The sequence below is a fragment of the Nocardiopsis akebiae genome, from assembly GCF_018316795.1.
Taxonomy (GTDB): Bacteria; Actinomycetota; Actinomycetes; order Streptosporangiales; family Streptosporangiaceae; genus Nocardiopsis; species Nocardiopsis dassonvillei.
In genome coordinates, this window is the sequence record NZ_CP074132.1 from 3,061,203 (window position 1) to 3,076,575 (window position 15,373).

Sequence of the window (15,373 nt, forward strand, 5' to 3'; positions counted from 1 at the left end):
TGTCTTTACCCTCTGCCCGGTGCGGGGGCGCGCATGCCGGACGCGACCAGGGTTTTCGCGCACCCCGGCGACCTGGGCCTTCGCGGCGGCCACCGGCCTCCCGGTCGGTCGCGGAGGAGGGACCGGCAGAGCGGTCGCGCGGGGGCGGTCCTCACCCTCGGTAAGCTCCTGGACGACTCTCGTACCACTCTGCCCAGGAGCACACGCATGCGTGAGATCGAGGCCAAGTACCGCGTCGCCGACCCCGCCGCGCTCCTGGCCGCCCTCGAAGCCGCCGGGGTGGCCCTCTCCGCGCCCGCCGAACAGGACGACCAGGCCTACGCCCCGCCCGGGTGGGAGTTCGGCATGCCCAAGGCGGGGCGCGCCTTCGCCCGGCTGCGCACCCAGGACGGCGAGCACGTCCTCACCGCCAAGACCCCTGCCGCCAACCCCCTGGAGTACGTGGAGCACGAGACCGCGGTCGCCGACCGGGAGCAGATGCACCGGGTCCTCCTCCAGTTCGGCTACGTCCCGGCCCTGCGCATCGTCAAGACCCGCCGGGTCGGCCGGGCGGGCGAGATCACCGTGTGCGTGGATGAGCTGCGCGGCGTGGGCGTGTTCCTGGAGGTCGAGCTGACCGTGGACGACGACCGCGACGGCCCGGGGGTCCAGGACCGGCTCGACGCGTGGGTGCGCTCGCTGGGCGCGGACCTGGAGCGCACCACCGACGGCTACGACGTCCTCGCGCACGCCGCCGCGGCGCGCTGACGGTCCGCGGTGCGCCTTGTCGGTGTTCGCCCGTAGAGTGCGGGCATGGGAAGCCGTATTCGCGCGATTGCCATCGACGCGCTCGACGCCGAGGCCGTGGCCGCGTTCTGGAGCCGTGTGCTGGACTGGCCGGTCGTGGAGGAGGCCGAGGACGGGTTCGGTCTCGCTCCGTACGAGGGGTCGGACCTCGGGGTCGACGTGTTCGCCGTGCCCGAGCGCAAGAGCGTCAAGAACCGCCTGCACCTGGACCTGTGCGTCACGGACGGACTGACGGTGGCCCAGGAACTGGAGAGGCTGCTGGGACTGGGCGCGGTGAAGGTGGACGTGGGGCAGCCCGAGGACGCACGGTGGACGGTGCTGGCCGACCCCGAGGGCAACGAGTTCTGCCTGCTGCACGGGAGCGCCGACGCCTCCTGAGGCACCGTTCCGGCCCCGGGGCTCAGGCCCCGCCCCCGGCGGCGACCCCCGGGCTCGTCCAGCCACACCGTCTGGCCTCTCGGGGTGACGCTGAGCCCCGAAACGCCCGCGCGCGGGCCGTCCGGGAACCCCGCGAAGCACGTTGGCGGAACGGTTCACAGGTTCACAGGAAGGCCGGGGCCTCCTCGCGGGTCCACAGCCAGTCGGTCGGCGACAGCTGTCTCTTGAGGCGTGTGCGCTGTCGGGTGTGGTCGGCCAGGGCCGCCGCGACCGCGTCCCCGAGCCGGTCCGGGTCGTCGGGCACCTCCACCCGCGTGAGGAGGTTGTGCTCGGGGCGGATGAGAACCAGGTCGCCCTCCGGTCCGCAGCCGATGAGCTTGAGGTGCCTGAGCGGACGGTAGGCCTTCTCGGTGGTGGGCAGCACGGTCAGGAGCGTGCCGTTGGCGGACCACACGTACAGGCCGGACTGGTTGACGTGGAAGATCCGCCCGCGGGCGGGGTCGGCGGCTACGGCGTGGTGGTCGCCGGGAACGGGTGACCGGTCGCCCGTTCCCGGGCCGTCGAGCCGTCCCACCGGGGTTCCGCTGTCGTCGACGAGGGCGTAGGCGTACTCGCTCCACCGGTTCTGCCGGAAACCGTCGAAGACCGGGACGACGAAGAGGTCGTCGGCGACCACCGTGTAGGCCTCCAGGTGCGGTCGAAACCGCCAGGAGAGCCACGGCCCCATGGCCCAGCGCGTGTGGACGGCGTCCACGAGGGACGGAGCGGGCCGGTTGAGGCCGTCGACGGGCGAGCCGCCGTAGTCGGTGTAGGGGAGGGGTTGTTTCGTGTTCCTCCCCTCCTCGTTCGGCTCGGGCGTCTGCAGGCAGGCGAACACCTCGATCGTGGGCCGGTGCTCGGCTGTGAGAGCCTCCTCGGCGATGCCGAGGAGATTGGCATCGCCTCTGCTCTGTCCGCTCAGCCCGAACTCCGACACCACGCACAGCAGGCGTCCGGAGGGGGTGGCGCGGATCGCGGCGGCGAAGGAGCCCTCCACGTGCTCCGCGGTGTCCAGGCGCTCCCGGTGGCGGCCGGTCCTGGGCGCGCCCTCCCAGGAGCCGAGGAGCGTGGTCAGGTCCGCGTCCACGAGGAAGGTCCGGTTCTCACCGGAGGACAGGGCGAGGGTGCCGTCCGGCAGCACGCACAGGTCCGTCACGTATGAGCTGAGCCCCGAACGGGCCTCCGGTTCCTCGTCCCTGTCGTGGAGGATCACCAGTTGGGCCGCGGGGGTGCCGTCAGGACGGTAGCGGGAGAGCGTCCACACCCTGGTGCCCCGCGTCTTGCACGCGGAGTACTGCCGCAGAGCGGAGAGGACGTAGCAGTCCCCGGAGGGGGAGAAGTCCGCGGCGACGTGGGAGGGGCGGGAGTAGGCGCCGTCCTCGTGCGCTCCGGGCAGCACGAGTGGGCGGGGGAAGGTCAACGGGTGCGTCACGGGCATGGGCGACACTCTGCCAGCGCGGTGCGACATCCCGCCCTGCGGAGCCCATCGTCCGGCTCCGTCCGCCGGGCGGCCCGACCCGGTGCCTCCCCGCACACGACACGGCCGCCGCGGGGTCCTCCCATCCGCCCCGCGGCGGCCGTGCGTCACCCGCGTCCCGTCACTCCTTGGGACGCTGGTCGATGATGCGGCGGAACTTGCCCACCGAGCGCTCGATCTGCTCGGGGTCGACCACGTCCACGGTCACGCTCACGCCGACCTTGTCCTTGACCGTCGCCACGATCTGCTCGCTCAGGACCACGCGCCGCTCGGCGGTGCAGTCCGGGGCCGCCTCGATGCGCACCGCCATGCGGTCCAGGCGGCCCTCCTTGGTCAGCACCAGCTGGAAGTGCGGGGCCAGCCCGTCCAGGCCCAGCACGATCTCCTCGATCTGGGTCGGGAAGACGTTCACGCCGCGCAGGATGATCATGTCGTCGCTGCGGCCGGTCACCTTGTCCATGCGCCGCATGGGCCGGGCCGTGCCCGGGCGCAGCGTGGTCAGGTCGCGGGTGCGGTAGCGGATCACCGGCATGGCCTGCTTGGTCAGCGAGGTGAAGACCAGTTCGCCGTTGGACCCGTCGGGCAGCACGTCCTGGGTGACGGGGTCGAGCACCTCGGGGTAGAAGTGGTCCTCCCACACGTGCAGGCCGTCCTTGGTCTCCACGCACTCGTTGGCCACGCCCGGGCCCATCACCTCGGACAGGCCGTAGATGTCCACGGCGTGGATGTCGAAGCGCTCCTCGATCTCGGTGCGCATCTTCTCGGTCCAGGGTTCGGCGCCGAAGATCCCCACCTTGAGCGAGGTCGTACGCGGGTCGATTCCCTGATGCTCGAACTCGTCCATCAGTGTCAGCATGTAGCTGGGGGTGACCATGATGATGTCGGGCTCGAAGTCCTGGATGAGCTGCACCTGCTTGGCCGTCTGCCCGCCCGAGGCGGGGATGACCGTGCAGCCGAGCCTCTCGGCGCCGTAGTGGGCGCCCAGCCCGCCGGTGAAGAGCCCGTAGCCGTAGGAGACGTGCACCTTGTGCCCGGGGCGTCCGCCCGCGGCGCGGATGGAGCGGGCCACCACCTCGGCCCAGGTGTCGATGTCCTCGCGGGTGTAGCCCACGACGGTGGGGCGGCCGGTGGTCCCGCTGGAGGCGTGGATGCGGCTGACCCGCTCCTGGGGGACGGCGAACATCCCGAAGGGGTAGTTGTCGCGCAGGTCGGCCTTGGTGGTGTGCGGGAAGTGGCGCAGGTCCGCCAGTTCGCGCAGGTCCTCTGGGCGCACCCCGGCCTCGTCGAACTTGCGGCGGTACAGGGGCACGTTGGCGTAGGCGTGCTCCAGGGTCCACCGGAGGCGCTTGAGCTGCAGGGCGCGCAGCTCGTCGACACTCATGCGCTCGGCCGGGTCCAGGATCTCGGGCTCGGGCGCCCGTCCCAGGCGGGCGGTGGCTCCGGCCGACAGCGTGGTGGTGTCGTCGATTGCCATGGGCCTCTCCGTGTACTGTGCGCGGGACCCGCCAGGGCGCGGGCGCCCGGGTGGGGTGGGCGGGCGGGTGCGCTGATCTCGTGGCGGTGCGGTCCGTCGCGGATCGGACCGACTTGCTTACTGACCGAACGTTCGGTTACTAATGCATTAACGCAGTCTCCGGGCAGCCGTGTCAAGGAGAAGTGTCGATGATTTCACAGGCGACGGTGGCCCCGACCACCGTCTTTACCACGGGAGGCCGCACGTGAGCGAGGTCTACTTGGTCGACGGGGTGCGAACCCCGCAGGGCCGCTACGGCGGCGCCCTGGCAGCGGTGCGCCCAGACGACCTGGCCGCCACGGCGGTGGCCGAGGCGGTCCGCCGCGCGGGCGTGCCAGGCGAGGCCGTGGACGAGGTCGTCCTGGGCGCCGCCAACCAGGCGGGCGAGGACAACCGCAACGTCGCGCGCATGGCCGCGCTGCTGGCCGGACTCGACCCGAGCGTGCCCGGCTACACCGTCAACCGGCTGTGCGCCAGCGGCCTGACCGCCGTCGCCTCCGCCGCGCAGGCCATCCGCGCGGGCGAGGCCGACGTGGTGGTCGCGGGCGGCGTGGAGTCGATGACCCGCGCCCCCTGGGTGATGGCCAAGCCCGGAACCCCCTGGGCCAAGCCGGGCGAGGTCGCCGACACCTCCCTGGGCTGGCGCTTCACCAACCCGCGCTTCGCCGCGGCCGACGCCGAGGCGCCCGCCGACGCGGGTCCCGACGAGCTGCGCTACACCCTGTCCATGGGTGAGACCGCCGAGGAGGTCGCGCTCCTGGAGGGACTCACCCGCGAGGAGTGCGACGCCTTCGCGCTGCGCAGCCACGAGCGCGCGGTCGCCGCCGCCGAGGCGGGCCGCTTCGAGGCCGAGACCGTCCCCGTCACCGTGCGCGGACGCAAGGGCCGGACCAGCGAGGTCACCGCCGACGAGGGTCCGCGCCCCGGCTCCAGCATGGAGAGCCTGGCCGGGCTGCGCCCGGTCTTCCGTGAGGGCGGCATCGTCACGGCGGGCAACTCCTCCTCCCTCTCCGACGGCGCCTCCGCGCTGGTGCTGGCCGGTGCCGAGGCCGTGCGCCGCTACGGCCTGACCCCCCGCGCCCGCGTGGTCGCCTCCGCTTCGGCCGGGGTGGACCCGCAGGTCATGGGCCTGGGGCCGGTTCCGGCCACCCGCAAGGTGCTCGGCCGCGCCGGGTGGGACCTGGACGGGATCGGTGCCGTGGAGCTCAACGAGGCCTTCGCCGCCCAGTCCCTGGCCGTGATGCGCCAGCTCAAGCTGGAGGAGGAGCGCGTCAACGCCGACGGCGGCGCCATCGCCCTGGGCCACCCGCTGGGTAGCTCCGGCGCCCGCATCCTGGTCACCCTGCTCAACCGCATGGAGCGCGAGGACGCCGCCCGCGGCCTGGCCACCCTCTGCGTGGGCGTGGGCCAGGGCGTCGCCCTGCTGGTGGAGCGCCCGTGAGCGCCAACGGGCCCGCCGCGTACCGGGACGCCGGGGACTTCACCACCCTGGACGTGGAGTGGCGCGAGGACCGCGTGGTGGTCCAGCTCCACCGCCCCGAGGCCCGCAACGCCATCAACGCGACGATGATCGCCGAGCTGCACCGGGTGTGCGAGCGGATCGAGGCCGAGCCCAGGCCCCTGCTCCTGACCGGGCACGGCACCGTCTTCGCGGGCGGCGCCGACATCTCCGAGCTGCGCGAACGCGGCCGGGAGGAGGCGCTGGCCGGGATCAACAGCCGCCTGTTCGAACGCCTGCACCGCCTCCGAGCGCCCACCGTGGCGGCCGTGGACGGCTACGCCCTGGGCGGCGGCGCCGAGCTGTCCTACGCCTGCGACATCCGCATCGCCACCCCCGCCGCCGTGTTCGCCCAGCCCGAGCCGGGACTGGGCATCATCGCCGGGGCGGGCGCGTGCTGGCGGCTGCGGGAGCTGGTCGGCGCCTCGGTGGCCAAGCAGGTGCTGCTGGGCGGCTACCGCCTGGACGCCGAGGCCGCGCTGCGCCACGGCCTGGTCGCCGAGGTCGTCCCCTCCGGGGAGCTGCGCGAACGCGCCCACGCCCTGATCGACCGCATGGCCGCCTCCTCCGCGCTGGCCCTGCGCATGACCAAGATGGTCCTGGACGCCGACGGGCCCCACCCGCTCGCCGACGACCTGACGCAGGCCGTGCTGTTCGAGAGCGCCGACAAGCACGAGCGCATGACTCGTTTCCTGGAGAGGAAGAAGCGTTGAGCACCACCGAGCAGGCAGGCGGCGCCGCGTTGGGCGTCCCCGCCACCGTCGCCGTCGTCGGCGGCGGCACCATGGGCGCCGGGATCGTCCAGCAGTTCCTCGCCCACGGCGCCGACGTGGTGCTGGTCGAGGCCACCGCCGAGGCCGCCGAGGCCGGTCGCGCCCGCGTGGCGGCCGGGCTGGGCAGGGCCCGAGAGCGCGGGAGGATCGACGCCGAACCGGACGCCTACCTGGCCCGGCTGCACACGGTCACCACCCCCGCCGACATCCCGGCCGACGCCGGTCTGGTCGTGGAGGCCGTGCCGGAGAGGCCCGAGCTGAAGGTCGCCGTGCTCACCGCCGCAGAGGCCGCCGTGGGCGAGGACACCGTCCTGGCCTCCAACACCAGTTCTCTGTCGGTCACCGAGCTGGCCGCCGCCCTCGAGCGCCCCGCGCGCTTCCTTGGCACCCACTTCTTCAACCCCGTCCCCGCCTCCAAGCTCGTGGAGCTGGTCGTGGCCCCCGAGACCGACGAGGCCGTCCTGGCCTCGGCGCGCGCCTGGGTCGCGGCCCTGGGCAAGACCGAGGTCGTGGTCCGCGACGCGCCCGGGTTCGCCACCAGCCGCCTGGGCGTCATGCTGGGACTGGAGGCCATCCGGATGGTCGAGGAGGGCGTGGCCTCGCCCGCCGACATCGACACCGCCATGGAACTGGGCTACCGCCACCCGGTGGGGCCGCTGCGCCTGACCGACCTGGTGGGGCTGGACGTGCGCCTGGCCATCGCCGAGTACCTGTCCGCCGAACTGGGGGACCGGTTCGCGCCTCCGGAGCTGCTGCGCCGTATGGTCGCCGAGGGAAGGCTGGGCCGCAAGAGCGGACAGGGCTTCCACAGCTGGGACGAGGGGGAGTAGAGCGTTGAGCGAGGACACGGCGGTTAGACAGGCGCCCGCGGACGCGGAGTTCACCGAGGCCGACGGGCTGGCCACGGTGCGGCTGAACACGCCCGCCCTGACCCGGCGGGTCAAGGAGCAACTGCTGGAGGCGCTGCGCCGAGCGGCGGAGTCCACCACCGCCCGCGCGGTGCTGCTGCTGGGCTCGGACAGGGCCTTCTGCCTTGGCCAGAACCTGGTCGAGCACGCGCGGATCCTGGAGGAGCGCCCCCAGGAGGCGCTGGAGACCGTGCGCGAGCACTACAACCCCATCGTGCTGGCCCTGGAGGACGTCCGGGTGCCGGTCGTGGTCGGCGTCGGCGGCGCCTGCGTGGGCGCGGGACTGGGCTTCGCCCTGGCCGGGGACGTGCGGATCGCGGCCCGCCGGGCCAGGTTCGGCACCGCCTTCACCGGCATCGGCCTGGCCTCGGACTCCGGGCTGGCCTCGCGCCTGGTGGCGTCGCTGGGCCAGGCCCGGGCCATGGAGCTGATGCTGCTGGGCACGGTCGTGGGCGCCGAGCGAGCCCTGGAGCTGGGCCTGGTCACCGAGGTCGTGGACGACGACGCCTGGGAGGCGCGCGCCCACGCCGTGGCCGCGGGCCTGGCCGCCGGGCCCACCAGCGCCTTCGTGGCGGCCAAGCGCGAGGTGCGCTCGGCCGCCGTGGGCGGGCGCGAGCTGCCCGAACTGCTGGAGGAGGAGGCCGACCTCCAGAACCAGCTGGGACGGACCGCCGACCACGTCGGAGCGGTCCGCGCGTTCCTGGTCAAGGAGAAGCCGACCTTCTCCGGGAGCTGAGCTGGCGGTTTCCCCGCCCGGCGGACTTGCCCGGGCGGGGGAATCCGGGGATACTAATTACTGACCGAACGTTCGGTTATGAATGAGGTGAGAAACCAGTGAGCACCCAGACGGTTCGGGAGGCGTCCCCCGACGCCGACCTCCTCCAGGCCGAGTTCGACGCCAGGATCGCCGCCGAACAGCGCATCGAGCCGCGCGACTGGATGCCCGAGGGCTACCGCAGGACGCTCGTGCGCCAGGTCTCCCAGCACGCGCACTCGGAGATCATCGGCATGCAGCCCGAGGGCGACTGGATCGCCTCCGCGCCCAGCCTGCGGCGCAAGGCCATCCTGCTGGCCAAGGTCCAGGACGAGGCCGGGCACGGACTGTACCTGTACGCCGCCGCCGAGACCCTGGGCGTGGACCGCGCCGACCTGACCGAGCGCCTCATCGAGGGCCGCCAGAAGTACTCCTCGATCTTCAACTACCCGTCGCTGACCTTCGCCGACGTGGGCGTCATCGGCTGGCTCGTGGACGGCGCCGCGATCTGCAACCAGGTCCCGCTGTGCCGCAGCTCCTTCGGCCCCTACGCCCGCGCCATGGTGCGCATCTGCAAGGAGGAGTCCTTCCACCAGCGCCAGGGCTACGAACTGCTCATGCGCATGATGGAGGGCACCCCCGAACAGAGGGCCATGGTCCAGGACGCAGTCGACCGCTGGTGGTGGCCGTCGCTGATGATGTTCGGCCCGCCCGACGCCGACTCGCCCAACACACAGCAGTCCATGGCCTGGGGCATCAAGCGCGACACCAACGACGACCTGCGCCAGAAGTTCGTGGACATGACCGTCCCCCAGGCCGAGAAGCTCGGCGTCACCCTGCCCGACCCCGAGCTGGTCTGGAACGCCGAGCGCGGCCACCACGACTTCGGCGAGCCCGACTGGGTGGAGTTCAAACAGGTCGTCTCCGGCGCCGGACCCAAGAACGCCGAGCGCGTCCAGCGCCGCCGGGCCGCCCACGAGAAGGGCGCGTGGGTGCGCGAGGCCGCCACCGCCTACGCCCGCAAGCACACCAGCGCCGAGGAGGCAGCGGTATGAGCGACGACAGCACGGCCGGCTCCGGGGCGGCCCGCCCCGAGTGGCCGCTCTACGAGGTCTTCGTGCGCGGCAAGCGCGGTCTCAACCACGTCCACGTGGGCTCGCTGCACGCCCCCGACGACCACATGGCCCTGCACAACGCCCGCAACCTCTACACCCGCCGCAACGAGGGCGTGAGCATCTGGGTGGTGCGCGCCGAGCACATCGCCGCCTCCAGCCCCGACGAGAAGGACCCCTACTTCGCGCCCAGCGGGGACAAGGTCTACCGCCACCCGACGTTCTACCCCATCCCCGAGGACGTCCCGCACATCTAGGGCGTGTTTTTTGGGACCTCCGCTTCGCTTCGGTCCGTGTTCGGGCACCCAAAGAGCGGGAACCTTCGGCACCTACGGCGGGTTGGCTCGTTCCTCGCGAACCCGCCTCCGGCACCTCCAGAACCCCGCGGGCGCCCGAACCAACCCCCGCAGACCGAGACCGGTTCGAAAGCAGACCCTGGAGCGACGGCACGACCGGCGCACACGAGGCCAAAGGAAACGACATTGAGCGGCGACCACATCTACTCGGCCCTGAGCGAGGAGCACGGCGGCGACACCCGCTGGGCCTTCGGCACCGGCTTCACCGACGCCCTCGCCGGGGTGGACACCACCCTGCCCGAGGGGGTCGACGGAGCCGACCTGGCGCTCTACTGCCAGATGCTCGGCGACGACGCGCTCGTCCAGGCCCAGCGGCTCGTCCACTGGGTGACCGACGCCCCCGAGCTGGAGGAGGAGGTGGCGCTGGCCAACATCGCCCTGGACCTGCTCGGCCAGGCCCGCCTGCTGCTGGCCCGCGCCGGCCAGGCCGACGGCACCGGACGCGACGAGGACGCCTTCGCCTACCGGCGCGGCCCCACCGAGTTCCGCAACGTCCACCTGGCCGAGGCGCCCCGCGGCGACTTCGCCCGCGCGGTCGTCACCCTGCTGACGCTCTCCAGCGCCCGCCTGGCCGTGTTCGCCCGCCTGGCCGACAGCCGCGACCCCGTGCTGGCCGCCGTCGCGGCCAAGGCGGTCAACGAGCTGGCCTACCACCGCGAGTACGCGGTCTCCTGGGCCCTGCGCCTGGGCGACGGCACGCCCTACTCCCGCGAGCGCATGACCGCCGCCGTCGCCGAGGTGTGGCCGCTCACCGGCGAGCTGTTCGCCACCCACCCCGTCGAGGCCCGCATGGCCCGGCAGGGCGTGGGCGTGGACCCGGCCACCGTGCGCGAGGAGGTGCACGACGTCCTGGCCCGGGTGCTCACCACCGCGCGCCTGGACGCCCCCGAGCCCTTCCCCGCGCCGGTTCTGGCCGGACGCCGGGGGCAGCACACCGCCGAACTGGCCCCCCTGCTGGACGAACTCCAGAAGGTGGCCCGCGAGCACCCGGAGGCGACATGGTGACCACCACACGGGAGCGCGACCGCGAGCGCGCCGAGCGCGCCGCCGCCGCGGTCACCGACCCCGAGCTGCCCATGCTCACCCTGGCCGACCTCGGCATCCTGCGCCGCGTGGAGGTCGAGGGCGACGGGACGGCCGCGGTGTGGATCACCCCCACCTACTCGGGCTGCCCGGCCCTGGCCGAGATGCGCGCGGACGTGGACCGCGCCGTGCGCGCCGCCGGGTTCGACCGGGTGGAGGTGCGCACCGAGCTCTCCCCGCCCTGGACCACCGACTGGATCACCGCCGAGGGCAGGCGCAAGCTCGCCGAGAACGGCATCTCCCCGCCGGGCGGCGCGCCCGCGCGGGCCGCCGGACCTGTGCCGCTGACCCTGCTGACCACCCGCACCGCCCCGCGCTGCCCGCTGTGCGGGTCCGGACGGACCGAGGAGCTGTCCCGCTTCGGGGCGACCTCCTGCAAGTCCCTGCACCGATGCCGGTCCTGCCTCGAACCGTTCGAGCACGTCAAGGAGATCTGACCGTGACCACACCCGTCACCGAGACCGCGCCCGCGGCCGCGCGCCGCCGGGGCGCGTTCCACCGGCTGCGCGTGGCCGCCGTCGAGCGCCTGTGCGACGACGCCGTCGCCGTCACCTTCGACGTCCCCGACCACCTGGCCGAGGAGTACGCGTTCGCCCCCGGGCAGTCGCTGACCCTGCGCCGCGAGGTTGACGGAGTGGAGGAGCGCCGCAGCTACTCCGTGTGCGCGCCCGTCGGCCAGGCTCCCCGCGTGGGCGTGCGCCTGGTCTCGGGCGGCCTGTTCTCCAACTGGCTGGTCAACGAGGTGCGCCCCGGCGACGAGGTGGAGGTGGGCGCACCCACCGGCCGCTTCGTCCCCGACCTGGACACCGCGGCCCGCCACGTGATGGTCGCCGCCGGTTCGGGCATCACCCCGGTGCTGTCCATGGCCTCCTCGCTACTGCGCCGCACCGACTCGCGCGTCACCCTGCTCTACGGCAACCGCCGCAGCGACACGGTGATGTTCGCCGACGAGATCGCCGACCTCAAGGACGCGTTCGGAACGCGCTTCGAGCTGGTGCACGTGCTCTCCCGCGAGCCCCGCGAGGCCGAGCTGTTCACCGGGCGCTTGGACGGCGCCAAGCTGGAGGCGCTGCTGGACACGGTCGTGGCCGCGGACGCCGTCGACCACTGGTGGCTGTGCGGACCGTACGGCATGGTCACCGACGCCCGGGAGGTGCTCACGGGCAGGGGCGTGCCGGGGGAGCGGATCCACCAGGAGCTGTTCTTCGTGGAGGGCGCGGAGCCGCCGCCCCAGGCCCGCCACGAGGAGCCCGGCGTGGAGGGGCCCGCCAGCGAGGTGACCCTCGTGCTGGACGGGCGCACCACCACCCTGACGCTGCCGCGCGGGGTGCCCGTTCTGGACGCCGCGCAGCGCTACCGGCCCGACCTGCCCTTCGCCTGCAAGGGCGGGGTGTGCGGCACCTGCCGGGTGAAGGTGTGCGGTGGCGAGGTGCGGATGCTGCGCAACTACGCGCTCACCGAGGCCGAGGTGGAGGCGGGGTACGCGCTGTCCTGCCAGGCGCTGCCCGAGACCGACACCGTGACCGTGGACTACGACGCGTGAGCGCGCGCAACGGGACCGCCTGGCGGATGTTCGAGGCGGACATGGCGTCCAAGAACCTGGGGATGCGCCTGGTCGAGGCCAGCGACGGACTGGCGGTCGTGGAGATGACCGTGGGGCCGCTGATGCTCAACGGGCACGGGATCGCCCACGGCGGGTTCGTGTTCACCCTGGCCGACACCGCGTTCGCGTGCGCGTGCAACGTGGACGGGGGAGGGGTGACCGTGGCCTCCGGGGCGGACGTGACCTTCGTGGCCCCGGCGAAGGAGGGCGACGTGCTGGTGGCCACCGCGAGGGAGCGGGCGGTGTTCGGCCGCAGCGGCCTGTACGACGTCACGGTGCGCCGGGGCGAGGAGGTCGTCGCCGAGTTCCGGGGCCGCAGCCGTACTCTGCCCCCGCGCGGCTAGCCGCCGGGACGGGGCGTGAACGGGGCCGGGACCGCGAGTGCTGTTCCGGCCCCTTCCCCGTCCGCTCCTTCCGCCGGGCGGGGGCGCGAACACTCGGGGGCGATCGCGCGCCGCACGGGCGTAGGGAGGGCGCCGTCCTCCGCCGCGTGAGAAGGACCCCATGACCGCCGCACCCGCCCCCGTCCCGCCGCCGCCCCGTTCCCGGGCTCAGCGCAGGGCGGTGGGCTCCGGGGCCGCCACCGCCCGGTCCCCGCGGTCGCGCCGCCGCCCCGGGCGGTCCAGCGCGCCCGCGAACACCGCGATACCCAGGCCCACCACGGCCAGCACCGCGCCGATCGCGGCCGGGGAGGTGTACCCCAGACCCGCGCTGATCCCGATCCCGCCCAGCCAGGCCCCGGCGGCGTTGGCCAGGTTGAACGCCGAGTGGTTGGAGGCCGCCGCCATCGTCGGCGCCTCGGCGGCCTTGTTCATCACCAGCACCTGGAGCGGGGTGGCCACGCCGAACCCCACCGCGCCCAGGACCACCACCGTCACCGCGGCCGTCCAGGGGTTGTGCACGGTCACCGTGAACACCACCAGCACCACCGCCAGCGCGGTCAGCGACCCGTAGACCGTCGGGCGCAGCGCCCGGTCGGCCAGGGGACCCACGATCAGCGAACCCAGGGTCATGCCGGTGCCGAACAGCGCCAGGACGATCGGGACTCCGGACGCGGACATACCCGCCAGTTCCGTCATCATCGGCGAGACGTAGCTGTAGACGGCGAACACCCCGGCGAACCCGAAGACCGCCGTGACCAGGCCCAGGACGACCTGGGAGCGGCCCAGTTCGCGCATCTCGTGGCGCAGGCCCGTACCGGCGGCCGCGGGCTGGTGCGGCACGAACGCCGCGACGCCGAGCACGGCGAGCAGGGCGATCCCGGCCACGACCAGGAACGCCGCGTGCCAGCCCATCGCCTGGCCCAGGAAGGTGCCCGCGGGCACGCCGACGATGTTGGCCACGGTCAGGCCGAGGAACATCCGCGAGACGCCGGTGGCCCGCCGCCCCGGACCGGCCAGGTGCGCCGCGACCAGCGAGCCCACCCCCAGGTAGGCGCCGTGGGGCAGCCCGGCCAGGACCCGTGAGGCGAACACGGCGCCGAAGGACGGGGCCAGGACGGTGGCGAGGTTGCCCGCCAGGAAGAGCCCCATGAAGACCAGCAGGGCCGTCTTGCGGGGCAGCCGCGTGCTCAGCGCGGTGAGCAGCGGGGCGCCGACCACCACGCCCAGGGCGTAGGCGGAGATGAGGTATCCGGCGGTCGGAACCGACACGTCGAGGTCGGCGGCGACCTCGGGCAGCAGTCCCATGATCACGAACTCGGTGGTGCCGATGGCGAACGCGCCGACGGCGAGGGCGAGCAGGGCCAGAGGCATGGGCGGGTCCCCTTCGAAGGGTCGGTCGGGGTGCACGGGCACCGGGCGCGGCGGGTCGCGGGGTTTCGGGCTTCCCCGGGGGCCGGCGGGGCCGGATGACAGCGGAGGGTGATTTGGCACGTGCCAAATCCAGTGTCGGACTTTTCCGGACCTGTGCCAACCGTCCGCGCGTGTGATGTGCCTCTTAACGGTGCGCCCGTCCTCGGGAACGCCGCGGACCACCGGCCACGGGCGTCCCGGGCCGGAGGCACCTCAGCGCGGGGGAGCGGTGCTGCCGCGCACCGTCAGGGCGGGCTCCAGCAGCAGGTGCCTGCTCTCGGTGCGGCCGCCGTCCAGGCGCTCGGACGCGGACCCCACCGCGAGCCGTGCCATGCGCGCCGCGTCCTGGCGCACCGACGTGAGCTGGAGGAAGGACAGCCGAGCGGTCCGGCTGTCGTCGTAGCCCACCACCGAGACGTCCCCGGGCACGCCCACCCCGGCGCGGACCAGGGTCGCCAGCAGCCCGAACGCGCACAGGTCGTTGGCCGCGACCACGGCCGTGGGCAGGGCCTCCCGTGCCAGGAGCACCCGCGCCGCACGCGCGCCCCCCTCCTCGGAGTAGTCGCCGGGCAGGACCTCGACGCGCCCGCCCAGACCGTACCCGCGCATCGCCTCGGCGTAGCCCCGAGCGCGCTCACCGGCCCCCGGAAGCCCGCCGCCGTCGACGTGCACGATGTCCCGGTGGCCCAGCTCCACCAGGTGCCCGACGGCCTGGCCCACGCCCACGGCGTCGTCCGTGCCCACGCTGTCGGTCCCCTCCGCGCCGGTGCGCTGGCCGATCTCCACCACGGGGACCCGTTCGGCGACCCGCGCCAGATCCGCGGGTGCCTCCGCGGACAGGCCGATCAGGATCAGCGCCTCGCAGCGCAGCCCCACCAGTTCGTCGATCGCCTCGCGTTCGCTGCGCGTGCTGGCCATAGCGCTCAGCACCACGCCGTACCCGAGCTCGGCGGCGGCAGGGTAGAGCTCCTCGACCAGGTGGGCGTCCATCGGGTACTCCAGGCCGAAGAGCACGCCCACCTGGCGGCTGCGCGCCCGGCGCAGCAGCCGTGCGGCGGTGTCGGCCCGGTACCCCAGCTCCTCGGCGGCGCGCAGGACCCGCTCCCGGGTCCGCGCGCTCGGGCCCGGGCGGTCGCCCAGCACCAGCGAGACCAGCTGCCGCGAGACCCCCAGGTGCGCGGCCACGTCGGCCATCGTCGGGTGCCGATGGGCGCCCGCCCCGTTCTCCGGCATCTGCCTCCTCCGGTTCGCGCCGCGGCCCGGCGCCCTCCCGGGGGGACGCCGCGCCTCATGGCCCGGC

General features: G+C 73.6%; 16 protein-coding genes. 12 read left to right on the forward strand and 4 right to left on the reverse strand.

The features are described 5' to 3' along the window. Positions 1 to 207: 207 nt before the first annotated feature. Positions 208 to 747: a class IV adenylate cyclase gene (locus KGD83_RS13100; RefSeq protein WP_212644024.1), complete on the forward strand. Its 540-nt coding sequence runs from the start codon at positions 208 to 210 to the stop codon at positions 745 to 747. A gap of 45 nt (positions 748 to 792) precedes the next feature. Then, on the forward strand, positions 793 to 1,164 hold the full coding sequence (locus KGD83_RS13105) for a VOC family protein (protein WP_212644025.1): 372 nt from the start codon (positions 793 to 795) through the stop codon (positions 1,162 to 1,164). Positions 1,165 to 1,327: 163 nt separating this feature from the next. Here the strand turns inward: KGD83_RS13105 and KGD83_RS13110 are convergent, their stop codons facing one another. Together KGD83_RS13110 and paaK are read right to left on the reverse strand one after the other, a co-directional pair. After that, positions 1,328 to 2,641: a hypothetical protein gene (locus tag KGD83_RS13110; protein WP_212644026.1), complete on the reverse strand. Its 1,314-nt coding sequence runs from the start codon at positions 2,639 to 2,641 to the stop codon at positions 1,328 to 1,330. Between the two features lie 160 nt (positions 2,642 to 2,801). Further along, positions 2,802 to 4,154, reverse strand: a complete 1,353-nt coding sequence (gene paaK, locus KGD83_RS13115) for a phenylacetate--CoA ligase PaaK (RefSeq protein ID WP_212644027.1) — start codon at positions 4,152 to 4,154, stop codon at positions 2,802 to 2,804. A gap of 244 nt (positions 4,155 to 4,398) precedes the next feature. Here paaK and KGD83_RS13120 point away from each other — a divergent pair, with 244 nt between their 5' ends. The 10 genes from KGD83_RS13120 (at position 4,399) to paaI (ending at position 12,624) form a co-directional block, all read left to right on the forward strand. Continuing rightward, a complete protein-coding gene (locus KGD83_RS13120; RefSeq protein ID WP_212644028.1) occupies positions 4,399 to 5,634 on the forward strand; it encodes a thiolase family protein in 1,236 nt (411 codons plus the stop codon). Then, the gene (locus tag KGD83_RS13125; protein WP_212644029.1) at positions 5,631 to 6,404 is read left to right on the forward strand and encodes an enoyl-CoA hydratase/isomerase family protein; all 774 of its coding nucleotides are present in this window, start codon (positions 5,631 to 5,633) and stop codon (positions 6,402 to 6,404) included. Before KGD83_RS13120 ends, KGD83_RS13125 begins: the two co-directional genes overlap by 4 nt. Continuing rightward, complete coding sequence (locus tag KGD83_RS13130) at positions 6,401 to 7,294, forward strand: 3-hydroxyacyl-CoA dehydrogenase family protein (RefSeq protein ID WP_212644030.1); 894 nt, start codon at positions 6,401 to 6,403, stop codon at positions 7,292 to 7,294. Before KGD83_RS13125 ends, KGD83_RS13130 begins: the two co-directional genes overlap by 4 nt. Before the next feature lie 4 nt (positions 7,295 to 7,298). After that, a complete protein-coding gene (locus tag KGD83_RS13135; protein ID WP_212644031.1) occupies positions 7,299 to 8,108 on the forward strand; it encodes an enoyl-CoA hydratase-related protein in 810 nt (269 codons plus the stop codon). 98 nt (positions 8,109 to 8,206) lie between these two features. Next, the gene (gene paaA, locus KGD83_RS13140) at positions 8,207 to 9,181 is read left to right on the forward strand and encodes a 1,2-phenylacetyl-CoA epoxidase subunit PaaA (RefSeq protein ID WP_212644032.1); all 975 of its coding nucleotides are present in this window, start codon (positions 8,207 to 8,209) and stop codon (positions 9,179 to 9,181) included. Continuing rightward, positions 9,178 to 9,495 carry a 1,2-phenylacetyl-CoA epoxidase subunit PaaB gene (paaB, locus tag KGD83_RS13145; RefSeq protein WP_061082429.1) on the forward strand — a complete coding sequence of 106 codons (318 nt, stop codon included), beginning with the start codon at positions 9,178 to 9,180 and terminating at the stop codon, positions 9,493 to 9,495. Before paaA ends, paaB begins: the two co-directional genes overlap by 4 nt. Before the next feature lie 225 nt (positions 9,496 to 9,720). Continuing rightward, complete coding sequence (paaC, locus tag KGD83_RS13150; protein ID WP_212644033.1) at positions 9,721 to 10,599, forward strand: 1,2-phenylacetyl-CoA epoxidase subunit PaaC; 879 nt, start codon at positions 9,721 to 9,723, stop codon at positions 10,597 to 10,599. After that, positions 10,593 to 11,114, forward strand: coding sequence for a 1,2-phenylacetyl-CoA epoxidase subunit PaaD (gene paaD / locus KGD83_RS13155; RefSeq protein WP_212644034.1), 522 nt, complete (start codon positions 10,593 to 10,595; stop codon positions 11,112 to 11,114). The genes paaC and paaD overlap by 7 nt, the downstream gene beginning before the upstream one ends. A gap of 2 nt (positions 11,115 to 11,116) precedes the next feature. Then, positions 11,117 to 12,220, forward strand: a complete 1,104-nt coding sequence (gene paaE, locus KGD83_RS13160; RefSeq protein ID WP_212644035.1) for a 1,2-phenylacetyl-CoA epoxidase subunit PaaE — start codon at positions 11,117 to 11,119, stop codon at positions 12,218 to 12,220. Then, positions 12,217 to 12,624 (forward strand): hydroxyphenylacetyl-CoA thioesterase PaaI, encoded by a 408-nt coding sequence (gene paaI / locus KGD83_RS13165; RefSeq protein ID WP_212644036.1) that lies wholly within the window; start codon positions 12,217 to 12,219, stop codon positions 12,622 to 12,624. The genes paaE and paaI overlap by 4 nt, the downstream gene beginning before the upstream one ends. Positions 12,625 to 12,831: 207 nt before the next feature. Here paaI and KGD83_RS13170 read toward each other — a convergent pair whose 3' ends face one another. Further along, on the reverse strand, positions 12,832 to 14,034 hold the full coding sequence (locus KGD83_RS13170) for an MFS transporter (RefSeq protein ID WP_212644037.1): 1,203 nt from the start codon (positions 14,032 to 14,034) through the stop codon (positions 12,832 to 12,834). Positions 14,035 to 14,286: 252 nt separating this feature from the next. Continuing rightward, a complete protein-coding gene (locus KGD83_RS13175) occupies positions 14,287 to 15,306 on the reverse strand; it encodes a LacI family DNA-binding transcriptional regulator (RefSeq protein ID WP_212644038.1) in 1,020 nt (339 codons plus the stop codon). Positions 15,307 to 15,373: the final 67 nt, after the last annotated feature.

Bases quoted from the DNA above. Each gene is read 5' to 3' on its own strand.
- KGD83_RS13170 (WP_212644037.1), bottom strand. From the start codon at position 14,034: ATGCCTCTGGCCCTGCTCGCCCTCGCCGTCGGCGCGTTCGCCATCGGC.
- paaD (WP_212644034.1), top strand. From the start codon at position 10,593: ATGGTGACCACCACACGGGAGCGCGACCGCGAGCGCGCCGAGCGCGCC.
- KGD83_RS13105 (WP_212644025.1), top strand. From the start codon at position 793: ATGGGAAGCCGTATTCGCGCGATTGCCATCGACGCGCTCGACGCCGAG.
- KGD83_RS13100 (WP_212644024.1), top strand. From the start codon at position 208: ATGCGTGAGATCGAGGCCAAGTACCGCGTCGCCGACCCCGCCGCGCTC.
- paaK (WP_212644027.1), bottom strand. From the start codon at position 4,154: ATGGCAATCGACGACACCACCACGCTGTCGGCCGGAGCCACCGCCCGC.
- paaB (WP_061082429.1), top strand. From the start codon at position 9,178: ATGAGCGACGACAGCACGGCCGGCTCCGGGGCGGCCCGCCCCGAGTGG.
- KGD83_RS13175 (WP_212644038.1), bottom strand. From the start codon at position 15,306: ATGCCGGAGAACGGGGCGGGCGCCCATCGGCACCCGACGATGGCCGAC.
- KGD83_RS13110 (WP_212644026.1), bottom strand. From the start codon at position 2,641: ATGCCCGTGACGCACCCGTTGACCTTCCCCCGCCCACTCGTGCTGCCC.